We start from the raw sequence: 15,175 nt of genomic DNA on the forward strand, positions 1-15,175 counted from the left end.
GGAGGATGTATGGCAAAAGTACATGAATTATCAGTCAATTTGGCCAACCAAATTGCCGCTGGGGAAGTAATTGAGCGACCTGCATCCGTGGTTAAAGAATTACTTGAAAACGCCCTGGATGCGCATGCTACCCAAATTGATATTTTAATTGAAGCTGCCGGGACAAAATTAATTGAAATTGTTGATAATGGCGATGGAATTGATGATGACGATGTTGAGATTGCTTTTCGACGGCATGCGACATCTAAAATTATTGATCGACAGGATTTATTTAAAGTGCGAACACTTGGTTTTCGGGGTGAAGCATTACCAAGTATTGCGTCAATTGCGGATGTTGAATTAACGACAAGTACGGGGCAACAAGCTGGGACAGCAGTCCATATTAAAGGTGGGGATATCTTAGCGAAAAAAGCGGCTAGTGCCCGCCGTGGAACACGAATTAAAGTCACAGAATTGTTTTTTAATACACCGGCACGTTTAAAGTATTTGAAGTCACAACAAACGGAATTAGCTAAAATAGTTGATATTGTTAATCGTTTGGCATTAAGTTATCCAGCGGTGACGTTTCACTTAGTGCATAACGATAAACAATTATTACGCACAGCGGGTAATGGGGATGTTAAACGTGTAATTGCCGAGATATATGGCCCAAGTACCGCCCAAAAGATGCTCCCAGTAACAACCGAAGATAATGATTTTCAAGTGGAAGGCTTTGTTTCATTGCCAGAATTAACCCGTGCATCACGTGATTATATTTCGGTATTAATTAATGGGCGCTATATTAAAAATTTTCAGATTACTAAAGCGATTATTAAAGGCTATGGTAGTAAGTTAATGGTGGGACGGTATCCGTTTGCAGTAATTAACATTAAGATGGATCCATTGTTGGTCGACGTCAATGTCCACCCTACCAAACAAGAAGTTCGTTTGAGTCAAGAGGAGACACTGGTAGCGTTAATTACAACAGCCGTGCAAGATGTCTTTACTCGGGTGAATCTTATTCCGGATGGTTATCAAAATCTAACGGGTTCGATTGTTACAACGCTTTCAGAACAAGCAAAGGAACCGGTGACACCAGTCACACCGGGGTCCGATTTCATTAGCCAGTTAAACCAAACATCAATGAAATACCAGTTAGATAATCCGGTTATAACTGATGAAACACCAGCTGAAGCGGTCAGTGCAACAGATGGTCTTAAAGTACCGGCTAAAATAACACCACCGGCAATTGTACCGATTAATGTGTTAACGAAAGCTGATCTTTCAAGTCAAGCAGTTCAAACATTTCAGGCTAAGTATGCACCAGAGATGCCAACAGCACCGACGCCGAAGGTAACGCAACCAAGCGATTTAAAGCAAAAGGACACGCAAACGTCATTAGAAGTTGACCATGAACAAGTTATCGGAAATGATAATCCAGCAGTAAGTCCGTGGCCTGAACTACGTTATATGGGCCAAATGTTTGGAACTTTTTTATTTGCTGAGGGGCCTAAAGGGTTATATTTAATTGACCAACACGCTGCTCAAGAACGAATTAATTATGAATATTATCGGGAAGAAATTGGGAAGGTTGGTACGGCGTGGCAACAATTATTAATTCCACTAGTCTTAGACTATCCGTTAGTTGATGCCGTTAAAATTAATGATAAATTAGCAATGCTCAATGCAGTCGGTTTAGATTTAGAACCATTTGGTGAGAATAGTTTTATCTTGCATCATCATCCAAGTTGGTTTGTTACAGAACAAGTTGAAGCAACAACTCGTGAAATGATTGACTGGGTGCTACGTGAAGGCCAAATTACAACGGCTGAGTTTCGTGAAAAAACGGCGATTATGATGAGCTGTAAACGGGCAATTAAAGCTAATCAGCACTTAAGTGACCTGGAAGCTAAAGCATTAATAACACGCCTTGGTACCACTAAAAATCCGTATAATTGTCCGCATGGGCGACCAGTATTAATTACCTTATCATTAACGGATATGGAAAAAATGTTTAAACGAATTCAAGACGTACATGGCTCTTGGATTGATTATGATGGCCATCCTTATTAATTATGGTGCCACAGAAAGAGAATGGTTTTATCAGATGTATGAATATTTAACTGGTAAGGTAACCCTTATTTTACCAACTCATGTTGTAGTAGAAGTAGCGGGCATGGGCTATAAGTTATTAACCGCTAATCCATTTATTTACCAAGAAAATCAAACAGTGACAATTTATGTTGAACAAATTGTGCGTGAAAATGAAATTTCATTATATGGCTTTGCTGATATGACAGCGAAAATGCTATTTAATAAACTTTTGAGCGTTTCAGGGATTGGCCCTAAATCAGCTTTGGCTATTTTAGCTAATGCTGATCAAAGTGCGTTAATCGGTGCCGTTGAAAGCCAAAATGTAGAATACTTAGTTAAGTTTCCCGGAATTGGTAAAAAAACGGCGCAACAAATTGTGCTTGATTTAAAAGGCAAACTCGCCGATATTCCAGGTGTGGCATTAGACTTGTTTACTGAACCAGTTGCAGTTGCAAATGTGAATAAGGAATTAAGTGATGCAATCTTAGCGCTAGAATCATTGGGCTATGGTAAGACGGATATTAAACGCGTTGAAAAACATTTAGCTAAAGCTGCTACCACGGATACCCAAACTTATTTAAGTTTAGGATTAAAATATTTGATGGGTTAGGAGCACATAACGATATGAAAGGAGGCTATGATGGCAGAATTTGAAGAGCCACTTTATAATCAAGCTGTCCAAGACGAACAAGAAAATTCACTTGAGAAATCGTTACGGCCACAAAAATTTGCGGAATATATTGGTCAAGAAGCAGTTAAAAATGAACTACAAGTGTATATTAAAGCTGCCCGTAGTCGAGAAGAAGCATTAGATCATGTGCTTTTGTATGGTCCGCCTGGATTAGGTAAAACCACCTTAGCAATGGTAATAGCCAATGAAATGCAAGTTGGCTTGAAGACGACGTCAGGGCCAGCAATTGAAAAAACGGGTGATTTATTAGCACTACTCAATGAGCTACAACCAGGTGATATTTTATTTATCGATGAAATTCATCGCTTGCCAACCGCCGTGGAAGAAATGTTATATTCTGCAATGGAAGATTATTTTGTCGATATTGTTATTGGCCAAGGGCCGACCGCTCATCCAGTACACTTTCCATTACCGCCATTTACCTTAATTGGAGCTACTACCCGAGCTGGTATGCTATCAGCACCATTGCGTGACCGTTTTGGGATTGTTGAGCATATGAGCTATTATAATGTTGCGGAGTTAGAAGAAATTGTCAAGCGGACGGCTGACATCTTTCATAGTTCAATTGCCGCATCAGGGGCCCATGAAATTGGCCGCCGATCACGAGGGACACCACGGATTGCCAATCGATTATTAAAACGGGTTCGCGATTTTGCTTTGGTGGCGGGTAAAGAAGCCATTGATGTTGAAATTGTCAATCACGCTTTACAGATTTTAAACGTTGATCAGATGGGATTAGATCAGACGGATGTCAAGTTATTGACAACGATGATTACACAATACGGTGGTGGACCGGTTGGGATTAGCGCACTGGCTGCAAATATTGGTGAAGAAGTTGATACGTTAGAATCAATGTATGAACCTTATTTATTACAAATTGGGTTTGTACAACGAACACCACGTGGACGGGTTGCAACGGTGAAAGCATATGATCATTTAGGCTATATGCGGCCGGCTGAAAGCTAATATACTGATTATTGAATGTAAGGTACCAAAGTTTGTTAATTTACGTTACAATAAACTTAATGTTTTCTAAAATAGGATAAAGGAGTATTACAAATGGGACCAGTTAATATTTTAATTTTAGTTGTGTTAATCGGGGGAATGTTGTTTATGACAACGCGCTCACAAAAGAAGCAACGGGACATGCGTGATGCAATGATGTCTAAACTTCAAAAAGGTGCGCATGTGGTAACAATTGGCCGCTTACATGGGGTTGTTGACTCATTAAATGAAGCCGATAAGACAGTTACTTTGGATTGTGATGGTATTTATTTAGTATTTGATACTGATGCCATTGCTAAAGTTATTGATCAACCAGCAGTTGTCGAAGCTACTCCAGCTGAAACGACAACTCCTTCTGACGTAACTGCAGAACCTAAGTCAGTTGAAGAATCAACAATTACAGAAGCTACAACAGAAGCTAAAGAAGTAACAACTGATAAATAATCAATGTTGCTAATTAAATAACTAATAAAGAAATCCTTATGGTGTTAATGCGCCATAAGGATTTCTTTGTTAGTATGATATAGGAGCGTTATTTTGTAGTATGGGGGGAATTATGCGAAAAATAATTCATGTTGATATGGATGCTTTTTATGCCCAAGTCGAAATGCGAGATAATCCTGCTTTACGCCATGTTCCATTAATTTTGGCCAAAGATCCGGCCAAAACTGGTGGTCATGGAGTAGTCGCAACGGCTAATTATGTTGCTCGTCAATTAGGGGTTCATTCTGCAATGAGTGCGATGGAAGCTAAAAAATTAGCTCCTAAAGGCGTCTTTTTAACACCTGATTTTACAAAATATCGAGCAGTTTCGGCGCAAGTTCATGAGATTTTTCATGAATACACCGACATGATTGAACCAATTGCCTTTGATGAAGCATATTTGGATGTTACGGAAAATAAATTAGATATTTCTGATCCCGTAGTTTTAGCTCACCGAATGCAACAAGAAATATGGGAACGTCTACATCTAACTTGTTCAACTGGAATTAGCTATAACAAGTTTATTGCCAAGCTAGCTTCGGAATATAATAAGCCAGTTGGTGTGACTATTGTTGGACAAGCGGATGCTGTTGATTTTTTAATTCATCAACCAATTGGTGCTTTTCGCGGAATTGGTAAAAAAACATTACCGCAAATGGAGGCTTTAGGGATTCTAACTGGAGCAGATTTATTTGAACAAACAGAAAGTTTTTTAATACGACATTTTGGAAAGTTAGGCTATGACTTATTTCGACGGGTTCGGGGGATTGATGACCGACCAGTACAATGGCAACAAGAACGCAAATCAATTGGTAAGGAATCAACTTATTTACCACCACTAGCATTACCAGTTCAAATTAATAAGGCTTTGACCAGTCTAGCAACGGAATTAGTAGCGGCGTTACAACGTAATCAACGGCATGGTCGAACAGTGGTACTAAAAATTCGCTATCGTGATTTTACGACACTAACTAAACGAGTAACGCAAACTGATTTTTATCCCAATGATGTTGGGACATTTGTGACCACTGCCGAAGAAATTATGGCTAGTTTACCCAATACGACCCAGGAGATTCGTTTGCTAGGAATTACGGTCACCAGTTTAGCCCCGCTAACATTTGAAAATATTAATTTACCACTTTTTGAATGATTAGTAGGTAAAATAAGGTATACTAAAATGTTAGGTAAATTTTAGAGATTAAGTATTATTCAGATAATAAAAAATGAAAAGAGTAGACGCATGACGATTCAAGAGCAAATTATTGCAAAAATTGAGGAATACGACACGATTATTATTCATCGCCACCAACGGCCTGATCCAGATGCTTTTGGATCACAATCCGGGTTAGCAACTATCATTCGCAATTCGTACCCAGATAAAAAGGTATATATTGTCGGTAAGACAGTTCCTGGTTTAGCGTGGATTGCTGAAATGGATACAATCGAAGATTCAATTTACGATAATGCTTTAGTGATTGTGACAGATACTGCCAATGCGCCCCGAATCGATGATCAACGTTACCCAACTGGGAAAGAAATGATTAAAATTGATCATCACCCAAATGATGAGCCATATGGTGATTTGCAATGGGTAGTTGCTGATGCTAGTTCAACTTCTAGCTTAATTTACGAACTAGCAGAGCAATCACATGGTAAAATGACCTTGAATGCGGAAGCAGCTCGTGTATTATATGCCGGAATTGTTGGTGACACGGGACGATTCTTGTATTCGGTAGATAGTGAAACAATGCGAGTTGTTTCGCAGTTGTTTAAATTTGATTTTGATATTATTAAGGTTAATCAAAAAATGGATGCAATTAGTCCGGAAGCGGCTAAATTATCCGGCTATGTATTGCAAAACCTAAATATTGTAGAAGATGGCCTCGCTTACATGGTCTTAAGTAATGAACTAGTAAGTTCATTTGATTTAGGTGAAAGTGGCACGGCATTTGTAGTGCCGTTACCTGGTCGGGTTGATAGTGTTCGCACTTGGGTGGTCTTTGAAGAACAAGATGACCATAGTTACCGCGTTCGATTACGTTCAAAAGATATGGTAATTAATACTATTGCACGTAATCATGCTGGTGGTGGTCATCCCTTAGCATCAGGAGCGCGCGCCCGTGATATGGATGAGGTCAATGATATTATTGATGAATTAGCGCGTGCCCGTAAAAGATATAACGATCGTTTAATATAGAAAGGAATTATTTAATGACGAAACAATTTACTGATTTTAATTTAAAACCAGCAATTATGGCAGCTTTGGCCGAAATTAATTTTAATACGCCAACCGCCGTGCAAGAACGTTTAATTCCCACAGTTATTAGTGGGCGTTCAGTAGTCGGGCAATCACAAACTGGATCAGGGAAAACGCACACATTCTTACTACCAATTTTCCAAAATCTTGATGTCAATTTTAATCAAGTTCAAGCAGTGATTACGACTCCTTCACGGGAATTAGCACAACAAATTTATAATGCTGCCAAGCAAATTGCTAAGCACTTTGATACCGAAATTCGAATTGCAAACTACGTTGGTGGAACTGATAAAGAACGACAATTAAAGCAATTAGCGACTGCGCAACCACATATCGTGATTGGAACACCTGGTCGGATTGCTGACTTATTAAAAACGCAAGCACTTGATGTGCACTTTAGTAAGACATTGGTTGTCGATGAAGCCGATATGACGCTTGACTTAGGGTTCTTACCTGAAGTTGATGCCGTTGCGGGGGCAATGCCAGAAGATTTACAAATGTTAGTTTTCTCAGCTACAATTCCGCAAAAATTACAACCATTCTTGCGTAAATACATGAGTAACCCAGTCGTGGAAGAAATTCCTGTAACAACAGTGATTTCGCCAACGATTGAAAACTGGTTAATTTCAACTAAGAGTGCTTCAAAGAATGAAGTTATTTTGAAATTATTGACAATTGGGCAACCATATTTGGCCTTAATCTTTACTAATACTAAAGAACGAGCTGATGAATTGAGTCACTTTTTACGTGCCCAAAACTTGAAAGTTGCAACAGTTCATGGTGGGATTGCACCGCGTGAACGTAAACGGGTTATGAAGCAAGTGCAAAATCTTGACTTCCAATATGTGGTTGCGACTGATTTGGCAGCTCGTGGAATTGACATTGAAGGGGTTTCACACGTAATTAATGATGATATCCCAACTGATTTAGACTTCTTTATTCACCGGGTTGGTCGGACTGGGCGTAACGGAATGAGTGGAATTGCGATCACGCTTTACACACCTGAAAATGATGATCAAGTTGCGGAATTAGAAAACTTAGGTGTTAAATTCCAACCAAAAGCGATTAAAGGTGATGAAATTACGGATACCTTTGACCGTAAGCGCCGTGAAAAACGTAATAAAACACAAAAGAAACTTGATCCAACGATGATTGGTTTAATCAAGAAGAAGAAAAAGAAGATTAAGCCTGGTTACAAACACCAAATTAATCAAGCGATTAAGCGCAAGGCACAGATGGACCGTCGAATTGAACAACGAATGGAACAACGTGCAACGCGTAAAGCTAATAAAGTAGCGGCTGATAAGGCTCGTGGTAAATAATTTTACTTGTAGAATCATATTTTGACTGGTAAAATAGGAAAGAATTACGTATTTTAAGGAGATAATTACAATGGCAATTACACCAAATGATTTAAAAACTGGTTTGACTATTGAATATAACAACGCTATCTGGCGTGTGCTTGAATTCCAACACGTTAAACCTGGTAAAGGTTCAGCCTTCGTGCGTTCAAAGTTGAAGAACTTGCGTACTGGTGCAGTTAACGAAATTACTTTCAGTAACACTTCTGAAAAATTAGTTCCTGCTGAAATCTTGACACAAAAAGCTACTTACTTGTACGCTGAAGGTGACCAACATGTCTTCATGAACGTTGAAACTTACGACCAATTTGCTTTGAACGAAGAAAACATTAAAGATGCTTTGAAATTCATGCTTGAAGGTATGGAAGTTTCTGTTACTACTTTTGGTAACGAAGTTCTTGGTGTTGAAGTTCCTAAGGTTGTAACACTTGAAGTTACAGAAACTCAACCTGCTATCAAGGGTGCTACTGCCAATGGTGGTGGTAAGCCAGCAACTATGGAAACTGGTTTAGTTATCCAAGTGCCTGACTTTATCAATGCTGGTGACAAGCTTGTTATCAACACTGATGACAACGGTACTTACAAATCACGTGCCTAATTTTTAACGATTTAAAAAGTCTCTCGTGAAAGCGGGGGGCTTTTTTGATATAATTAAAGCTGTATATCTAGACTAGTTAAACTAGGACCCATGGAGGAGACTGAAATGGCAGAAGAGACAAATATTACACTTGTAAATGACGGCAAGGTATTAGGACACACCGAAGTAAACCCGAGTGTTTTAGAAGTAATTGCCGGCATCGCAGCGAGTGAAATCGACGGTGTTATTAAAATGCAAAGTTCAATTGGTAACCAAGTATCTGAATTATTTGGACACGTTGAACATGGTAAAGGCGTTAAAGTAAGCATGAACGATGATGTTATTATCTTTGATGTTTATGTCTATCTTGAATATGGTGTAAGTGTGCCAAAAGTGAGCTTGAAACTACAAGAACACATTAAATCGCAAATTAGTGCCATGACCGATTTAACAGTAGCAGAAATTAATATCCACGTTGAAGGGATTGTGCCACAAAAGGCCGACCAACAACTTGATCCCAATAATTTATTTGGGGATGATGAAGAAGAAAAAGGTGAATAATTGTGACTATTAGTCGACATCAAATACGTGAAAAAGCATTTCAAACTCTCTTTGCATTAGCTGGTAACCCAGAAGCAGACCTCGATACGCTCTACGATGATGTATTAGAAGATATCGAGCCAAAACCAGCCGTACCTGCATACTTAAAAGAACTCGTAACTGGTGTTTTAAGTAAGCGTGAAATGCTTGAACAAGATATCACGCCATTTCTTGCTAATGGCTGGACATTTGATCGTTTGGCACGTGCTGACCGAATTATTTTAGAATTGGCAATTTTTGAACATAAATATGTTGATGCTGATAACGTGGTCCCAACTAAAGTTGTCATTGATGAAGCATTAAACTTGGCTAAAACGTTTAGTGATGAACGTTCACGCAAGTTTATTAATGGTGTTTTAGACCATGCTTTTAAGCAACAATAATACAAATAGCTAAACTGTAAAAAACGACGTCGCAATTTTGCCCGTCGTTTTTTAGCACATTATAATTTAGGAGAAATGAAATGGAAGCATTGAAACATAAAATTTTGGAAGCTGGGCGTGTATTACCAGGGAATGTATTAAAGGTTGATTCGTTTATTAATCAACAAATTGATGTTGAATTGATGACGGCAATTGGTCAAGAATTTGCCGACCGATTTGCTGATCAACAAATTGACCGGATTTTGACAATTGAATCTTCTGGGATTGCCCCAGCCATTATGGCTGCCCAAGCATTGAAAGTTCCTTTGGTATTTGCACGTAAGCGTAAATCATTGACGTTATCAGCTGATATTTATGCGACAAAATTATTTTCATATACAACGCAACAATATACGGATGTAATGGTTGATAAGCGCTTTATTCAGCCTGGTGAAAAAGTATTGGTGATTGATGATTTCTTGGCAAATGGTCAAGCAGTGGAAGGCTTGATTGATATTTTAAATCAAGCCCAAGCAACATTAGCAGGTGTTGGTATCGTTATTGAGAAAAGTTTTCAACCTGGTCGACAAGCAATTGAAGCAAAAGGGTTCCGTGTTGAATCATTAGTAAAAATTGCAAGTCTTGATGATAATCAAGTTCAATTTAGTGAGTAGGCCTTCTTTTTTATAAAAATTACCCAATAATTAGATTTACGTAAAGGAATCGCTTACATTCTAGGGAATCAAGTGTATAATTGAGCTAGATTCAAACTACTCAAGGAGTGTAAGACTATGCAAGAATATAAGAACATTTTAGCGCCAGTTGATGGATCAAAGATTACCGAAAAAGTTTTGGCAACCGCGATTCAAGTTGCAAAACGGAATAATACCCGATTGGATATTTTGAACGTTTTAGAAATTAACCAATTTGCCGATGGATATGGCGGTGCCGTTTCTGGTGATGTGGTTTATCGAATGGTTGATGAAGTTGAAAAACGTTTGAAAGTTTACCAACAGCAAGCCCTTGATGCGGGGGTGAAAGAAGTTGAAATTCACGTCCGTTTCGGTAACCCTAAAGAAGTTCTTGCAAAAGACTTTCCAGCTGATCATGATACTGGTTTGATTGTCATGGGGACAACTGGGATGAATGCAGTTGAACGGTTGGTAGTCGGTTCAGTAACCAACTTTGTTACACGCACTGCACCTTGTGATGTCATCATCGTTAAATAAAACAATTAAATTATTCGGGGGAGATAAACTAATATGTTTTACTATGTGATGCCTAGTGACGATATTCGTCGTAATTTAGCTACTGAAGAATATTTGATGTATAATCGTGAATTCGATGAACCATTGGTCCTTTTCTATTATGAAAAACCATCAATTATTGTCGGTCATAACCAAAACACCCAAGAAGAAGTTAACCAAAAGTATATTGATGACAATAAAATTGTGGTTACACGTCGCCGTAGTGGCGGTGGGGCTGTTTATCATGATTTAGGTAATTTATGTTTTAGCTTTGTATTAGATACAAAGAGTGCCGAATTTGGAGATTTTAAGACCTTTGTCGCCCCAATTATTACTGCTTTACATGAAATGGGCGCCACAACGGCTGAAGTTTCTGGGCGTAATGATATGATTGTCGATGGTAAAAAATTCTCGGGAAGCGCGATGTTTAAGCATGGTTCAAAAATCTATGCCCATGGAACTTTAATGTTAGATGTTGATTTAGACGTTGTTACTAAAGCGTTAAATGTGCCAGCTGATAAGATTGCCTCAAAAGGGATTAAATCAGTACGCTCGCGGGTAACTAATTTGAAACCATATTTGGCAGCTCAATATCAAAATTTAGATGTTGCAGGCTTCCGCGATGCACTGTTAAAACAGCTCTTTGCAGTTGATGATTTAGCAACAATCAAAGATAAAGAAGTTAAAATTTCAGCTGAAGAAGAAAAGAAAATTGCAGAAATTTATGATAATGTCTACAATAACTGGGATTGGGTTTATGGAACCTCACCTGAATTTACTGTTCAAAAACGCCAACATTTTACGGCAGGGACAATTGATGCCCGTTTGAATGTAAAAGATGGTATCATTGATAAAGTTACTTTTTTTGGTGACTTCTTTGGGACGAGTGATGTTTCAGAACTTGAAGCCAAGTTTGTTGGTGTTAAGTATAACCGTGAAGAATTAGAAAAAATTCTTGCGAGTGTTGAATTGGGAAACTATTTCCTTGGAATTGATCACGCCCAAATTTTAGATTTATTAGCATAGTTTAAATTTGAGGTAGATATGGTAAACAAAGTAAAACAAGTCGTGGGATATGGTATTTTAAACTTTATTTTATTTGCCATCATTAGTTTAATTTTTTCTGGTAAAGGTACTTCTGAGTGGCATTCAATGGTTATCGTATTGTTACTTACGTTGCTAGCATCGGCCTTGTTATATCGTAATCATCCAATGGCCATCTATTTAATGGCTTTAGAAATGTTGTTTGTCGGGATTACGGTAGTAACAGCAATTATCCAATTAAGTCAGGGCAAGCTAGCGCTGAGTGGGTTGATGTTGGGAGTAAGTTGGGTAATTGTTTTAGTCAATCTTGCTGTTTTTGTTCTTTGGATTAAAACAGCCATTCAATATCGGCGAGCAGCTGGTGTATATTTTCGGAAATAAAGGATTAAATGATGGAAATTTTAGGTAGTGAGTTTTTAGAAATTGTCAAAAATGAGCAAGTCCTTGAAGCCAAGACGACACTTGCTAATTTTAATGAACTTAATTTTACAGCGGCGTTTGCCATTTTAGATCAAAATATAACCAAACAAACAGTAACGCGAGTACAAATTGATGTATCCGAGTTAGTTGAAGGGGAACCATTGATATTGAGTCTTGAAACATCAGTGATTAACTTACCATTGCGGTATACGAATGCGTTAACGAAATTAGTTGATGAAGAAACGATGTATCCGGTTAATGTATATATGATTGTTGAACACCCAATGGTTTCGCAGTCAAGTTTGTTTATCCAAAAAGCGGCATCAGTCGCAGCATATTTAGATGATCCAACCAGTGTGCAAGAGCGCGTTAAGACGTTTTTTGCTGATCAAGTAGCTTTAATTAAAGCTGGTGGTTGGGAAAGCTTAGTTGAGCCAACGACTGATGAACCAGTGCAAGAACCAACTGAATAAGTAATAGCAGAAACTACACAGTTCATAGGTGGGGTTTCTGCTTTTTTTATGTAATATACGTAAATAAAATTAATTTAAAATGATTATTGCAACGCAAAAATAATTCTGATATAATAATTTCTAATGTAAATGTCCTTTAAAGGTCGACCAGAGAGTCACTAAGGTAAGTTAAAAATAGCAGTAGGGATATACTGTAACTTTATTTAAGCTAACCTGTAAACTCTTTGGAAATTCCAAAGAGTTTTTTTGTATTTACAGTGCACAATTAAAATCACATAACGTCTATTTAAGAAACTCCAGAGAGAGCACAACAGGCAAGCAAATGTTACGATAAAAATCGGAAACTGCCCTCTCTTTGGAGAAGGCAGTTTTTTTTGAAAGGAAGCCCAGATGGTACAATTTGCAAATTTCTTAAACATCAATGATCTCTCAGATAGTGAATTACATGACTTACTGACTAGTGCATATGCATTTCGTGATGGTAAGCAAGTAACGTTGAAGCGGCCTGTTTATACCGCAAATTTATTTTTTGAAAATAGTACGCGGACTCACAGCTCATTTCAAATGGCTGAGCAACGTTTAGGAGTAAAGTTAATTGATATTAATCCATCAACTAGCTCAGTTACTAAGGGGGAATCATTAGGAGATACGCTAAAGACCTTACAGGCAATTGGCGTTGACTTTGTTGTGATACGCCACCGCTTGAATAACTGGTATGGTCCAATGGTTGAAGATCAAAATATTGAATTAGGACTTGTGAATGCTGGTGACGGTAGTGGTCAACACCCATCACAAAGTTTACTTGACTTAATGACGATTCATGATGAATTTAATTCATTTGCGGGTTTGAATGTTGGAATCATCGGTGATATTGCACACTCACGAGTAGCCCGTTCAAATGCTGAAATTTTGAATCGCCTCGGTGCTAATGTTTTCTTCAGTGGTCCTAAAGAATGGTTTAATGAAGATTTTGCAAGCTTTGGGACGTATGTTGAAATCGATGAATTACTTCCTAAATTAGATGTTGTGATGTTGTTGCGTGTGCAAACTGAACGGCTTCAAAAAGATGACCTAAATGCGTTTACGGCCGTTGAATATCACCAACAATATGGATTAAATAAAGCTCGTTATGATAGTTTAAAAGCCAGTGCAATTATTATGCACCCAGCACCAGTTAATCGAGATGTTGAAATTTCATCCGAATTAGTTGAAGCACCAAAATCAAAAATTTTCACCCAAATGCATAATGGCGTTTTTGCTCGCATGGCAATTTTAAATGCTGTTTTAGCAAGTAAAGGGTTAGTGGAGGAATAACATGCAACACTTAATTAAAAATGGACGCATCGACGGCCAATTACAAGATATCTTGATTGAAGATGGAAAAGTAATTGCAATCGAAGCTGACATTCAAGCACCTGATAGTGAAATTTTTGACGCACAAGGTAAGGATGTGCTACCAGGGCTTGTTGATGTGCACGTACATTTTCGGGAACCGGGATTTGAATATAAAGAAACAATTGCATCAGGGAGTAAAGCGTCAGCACGGGGTGGTTTTACCACAGTAATTGCGATGCCTAACTTGAACCCTGTACCAGATACGGCAGATAAATTTGCGGCGCAAGTTAAGCGCAATACTGAAAATTCGGTTATTAAAACTTATCAATTTGCTCCCATTTCAGGTGGTTTAATTGATGATCACGTAACCAACATGGCAGAAATCGCACAGTATCAACCAGCTGGTTTTACTAACGATGGTCATGGTGTGCAAACTTCAATGACGATGCTCCAAGCGATGCGACAAGCAAAAAATTTAAACTTACCCATCGTAGCACACATTGAAGATGACAGTTTGGTAAATGGTGGTGCAATGAACGCCGGTGCGGTTGCCGATCGATTAGGCTTACCAGGGATGGAAAGCTTGAGTGAATCAACCCAATTAGCACGTGACTTAGTAATGGTTAAGCAAACGGGTGTCCATTATCATGTGGCTCATATTTCAACTAAAGAATCAGTTGAAATGGTTCGCCAAGCTAAGCGTGAAGGGTTAAATGTAACTGCAGAAGTTTCACCACACCACGTCTTACTAGACGAAACAATGGTTGAGTTTGATAATCCATTTATGAAAATGAATCCACCATTACGTGCAACTGCCGACCGGTTAGCATGTATTGCTGGTTTAATGGATGGCACGATTGACATGGTTGCGACTGACCATGCACCACATAGTGTTGAAGAAAAAAGTGGCTCAATGAAAACCGCAGCCTTTGGGATTGTAGGAATTGAAACATCCCTTGCCTTGATGTACACCCACTTTGTTAAGAGTGGCTTAGTTAATCTAGCAACTTTACTTGAGTGGATGGCAGTTAAACCAGCCCAAGCGTTTAACTTATCAGCGGGTAAGTTAGCAGTCGGGACAGCTGCTGACTTCACAATCGTTGATTTTGATGAAGAATATGAAATTAAAGCTGAAGACTTTATTTCAAAAGGTACTAACTCACCATTCCTTGGTGAAAAAGTATTCGGACAAGTATTAGCAACCTTTGTAGATGGACAAATGGTATATAGCAAATAGGAGAGAAGAT

The 15,175-nt window shown here is 38.4% G+C and carries 17 protein-coding genes; all 17 read left to right on the plus strand.

Features of this window, described 5'->3' with window-relative positions; all coding sequences use genetic code 11:
- The first annotated feature begins 9 nt into the window (after positions 1-9).
- The 17 genes from mutL to LQZ75_RS07880 all read left to right on the plus strand — a co-directional run bounded on the left by mutL (position 10) and on the right by LQZ75_RS07880 (position 15,165).
- Positions 10-2,052 (plus strand): DNA mismatch repair endonuclease MutL, encoded by a 2,043-nt coding sequence (gene mutL, locus LQZ75_RS07800; RefSeq protein WP_230097260.1) that lies wholly within the window; start codon positions 10-12, stop codon positions 2,050-2,052.
- A 34-nt stretch (positions 2,053-2,086) separates the two neighbouring features.
- Positions 2,087-2,683, plus strand: a complete 597-nt coding sequence (ruvA, locus tag LQZ75_RS07805) for a Holliday junction branch migration protein RuvA (RefSeq protein ID WP_230097261.1) — start codon at positions 2,087-2,089, stop codon at positions 2,681-2,683.
- A gap of 30 nt (positions 2,684-2,713) precedes the next feature.
- The gene (gene ruvB, locus LQZ75_RS07810; RefSeq protein ID WP_230097262.1) at positions 2,714-3,730 is read left to right on the plus strand and encodes a Holliday junction branch migration DNA helicase RuvB; all 1,017 of its coding nucleotides are present in this window, start codon (positions 2,714-2,716) and stop codon (positions 3,728-3,730) included.
- A gap of 93 nt (positions 3,731-3,823) precedes the next feature.
- Positions 3,824-4,213: a preprotein translocase subunit YajC gene (gene yajC, locus LQZ75_RS07815; protein ID WP_230097263.1), complete on the plus strand. Its 390-nt coding sequence runs from the start codon at positions 3,824-3,826 to the stop codon at positions 4,211-4,213.
- 112 nt (positions 4,214-4,325) lie between these two features.
- The gene (gene dinB / locus LQZ75_RS07820) at positions 4,326-5,402 is read left to right on the plus strand and encodes a DNA polymerase IV (RefSeq protein ID WP_230097264.1); all 1,077 of its coding nucleotides are present in this window, start codon (positions 4,326-4,328) and stop codon (positions 5,400-5,402) included.
- Between the two features lie 90 nt (positions 5,403-5,492).
- On the plus strand, positions 5,493-6,449 hold the full coding sequence (locus LQZ75_RS07825) for a DHH family phosphoesterase (RefSeq protein ID WP_230097265.1): 957 nt from the start codon (positions 5,493-5,495) through the stop codon (positions 6,447-6,449).
- 14 nt (positions 6,450-6,463) lie between these two features.
- Complete coding sequence (locus LQZ75_RS07830) at positions 6,464-7,831, plus strand: DEAD/DEAH box helicase (protein ID WP_230097266.1); 1,368 nt, start codon at positions 6,464-6,466, stop codon at positions 7,829-7,831.
- Positions 7,832-7,901: 70 nt separating this feature from the next.
- Positions 7,902-8,468 carry an elongation factor P gene (efp, locus tag LQZ75_RS07835; RefSeq protein ID WP_230097267.1) on the plus strand — a complete coding sequence of 189 codons (567 nt, stop codon included), beginning with the start codon at positions 7,902-7,904 and terminating at the stop codon, positions 8,466-8,468.
- A 105-nt stretch (positions 8,469-8,573) separates the two neighbouring features.
- On the plus strand, positions 8,574-9,008 hold the full coding sequence (locus LQZ75_RS07840) for an Asp23/Gls24 family envelope stress response protein (RefSeq protein WP_230097268.1): 435 nt from the start codon (positions 8,574-8,576) through the stop codon (positions 9,006-9,008).
- Between the two features lie 2 nt (positions 9,009-9,010).
- Positions 9,011-9,430 (plus strand): transcription antitermination factor NusB, encoded by a 420-nt coding sequence (gene nusB / locus LQZ75_RS07845; RefSeq protein WP_230097269.1) that lies wholly within the window; start codon positions 9,011-9,013, stop codon positions 9,428-9,430.
- Positions 9,431-9,510: 80 nt separating this feature from the next.
- Entirely contained in the window at positions 9,511-10,083 is a 573-nt protein-coding gene (locus tag LQZ75_RS07850; protein WP_230097270.1) for a xanthine phosphoribosyltransferase, read from the plus strand.
- Between the two features lie 117 nt (positions 10,084-10,200).
- A complete protein-coding gene (locus LQZ75_RS07855; protein WP_230097271.1) occupies positions 10,201-10,638 on the plus strand; it encodes a universal stress protein in 438 nt (145 codons plus the stop codon).
- 33 nt (positions 10,639-10,671) lie between these two features.
- Positions 10,672-11,682, plus strand: coding sequence for a lipoate--protein ligase (gene lplA / locus LQZ75_RS07860; RefSeq protein ID WP_230097272.1), 1,011 nt, complete (start codon positions 10,672-10,674; stop codon positions 11,680-11,682).
- Between the two features lie 18 nt (positions 11,683-11,700).
- Positions 11,701-12,081: a hypothetical protein gene (locus LQZ75_RS07865; RefSeq protein ID WP_230097273.1), complete on the plus strand. Its 381-nt coding sequence runs from the start codon at positions 11,701-11,703 to the stop codon at positions 12,079-12,081.
- An 8-nt stretch (positions 12,082-12,089) separates the two neighbouring features.
- Positions 12,090-12,593, plus strand: coding sequence for a hypothetical protein (locus LQZ75_RS07870; protein ID WP_230097274.1), 504 nt, complete (start codon positions 12,090-12,092; stop codon positions 12,591-12,593).
- Positions 12,594-12,983: 390 nt separating this feature from the next.
- The gene (locus LQZ75_RS07875; RefSeq protein ID WP_230097275.1) at positions 12,984-13,907 is read left to right on the plus strand and encodes an aspartate carbamoyltransferase catalytic subunit; all 924 of its coding nucleotides are present in this window, start codon (positions 12,984-12,986) and stop codon (positions 13,905-13,907) included.
- A gap of 1 nt (position 13,908) precedes the next feature.
- Complete coding sequence (locus LQZ75_RS07880; protein ID WP_230097276.1) at positions 13,909-15,165, plus strand: dihydroorotase; 1,257 nt, start codon at positions 13,909-13,911, stop codon at positions 15,163-15,165.
- Positions 15,166-15,175: the final 10 nt, after the last annotated feature.

This window comes from Periweissella fabaria (assembly GCF_918814575.1).
Taxonomy (GTDB): domain Bacteria; phylum Bacillota; class Bacilli; order Lactobacillales; family Lactobacillaceae; genus Periweissella; species Periweissella fabaria.

Coding starts and splice junctions, on each gene's coding strand:
- mutL (WP_230097260.1), top strand. CDS start 10: ATGGCAAAAGTACATGAATTATCAGTCAATTTGGCCAACCAAATTGCC.
- ruvA (WP_230097261.1), top strand. CDS start 2,087: ATGTATGAATATTTAACTGGTAAGGTAACCCTTATTTTACCAACTCAT.
- ruvB (WP_230097262.1), top strand. CDS start 2,714: ATGGCAGAATTTGAAGAGCCACTTTATAATCAAGCTGTCCAAGACGAA.
- yajC (WP_230097263.1), top strand. CDS start 3,824: ATGGGACCAGTTAATATTTTAATTTTAGTTGTGTTAATCGGGGGAATG.
- dinB (WP_230097264.1), top strand. CDS start 4,326: ATGCGAAAAATAATTCATGTTGATATGGATGCTTTTTATGCCCAAGTC.
- LQZ75_RS07825 (WP_230097265.1), top strand. CDS start 5,493: ATGACGATTCAAGAGCAAATTATTGCAAAAATTGAGGAATACGACACG.
- LQZ75_RS07830 (WP_230097266.1), top strand. CDS start 6,464: ATGACGAAACAATTTACTGATTTTAATTTAAAACCAGCAATTATGGCA.
- efp (WP_230097267.1), top strand. CDS start 7,902: ATGGCAATTACACCAAATGATTTAAAAACTGGTTTGACTATTGAATAT.
- LQZ75_RS07840 (WP_230097268.1), top strand. CDS start 8,574: ATGGCAGAAGAGACAAATATTACACTTGTAAATGACGGCAAGGTATTA.
- LQZ75_RS07850 (WP_230097270.1), top strand. CDS start 9,511: ATGGAAGCATTGAAACATAAAATTTTGGAAGCTGGGCGTGTATTACCA.
- LQZ75_RS07855 (WP_230097271.1), top strand. CDS start 10,201: ATGCAAGAATATAAGAACATTTTAGCGCCAGTTGATGGATCAAAGATT.
- lplA (WP_230097272.1), top strand. CDS start 10,672: ATGTTTTACTATGTGATGCCTAGTGACGATATTCGTCGTAATTTAGCT.
- LQZ75_RS07865 (WP_230097273.1), top strand. CDS start 11,701: ATGGTAAACAAAGTAAAACAAGTCGTGGGATATGGTATTTTAAACTTT.
- LQZ75_RS07870 (WP_230097274.1), top strand. CDS start 12,090: ATGATGGAAATTTTAGGTAGTGAGTTTTTAGAAATTGTCAAAAATGAG.
- LQZ75_RS07875 (WP_230097275.1), top strand. CDS start 12,984: ATGGTACAATTTGCAAATTTCTTAAACATCAATGATCTCTCAGATAGT.
- LQZ75_RS07880 (WP_230097276.1), top strand. CDS start 13,909: ATGCAACACTTAATTAAAAATGGACGCATCGACGGCCAATTACAAGAT.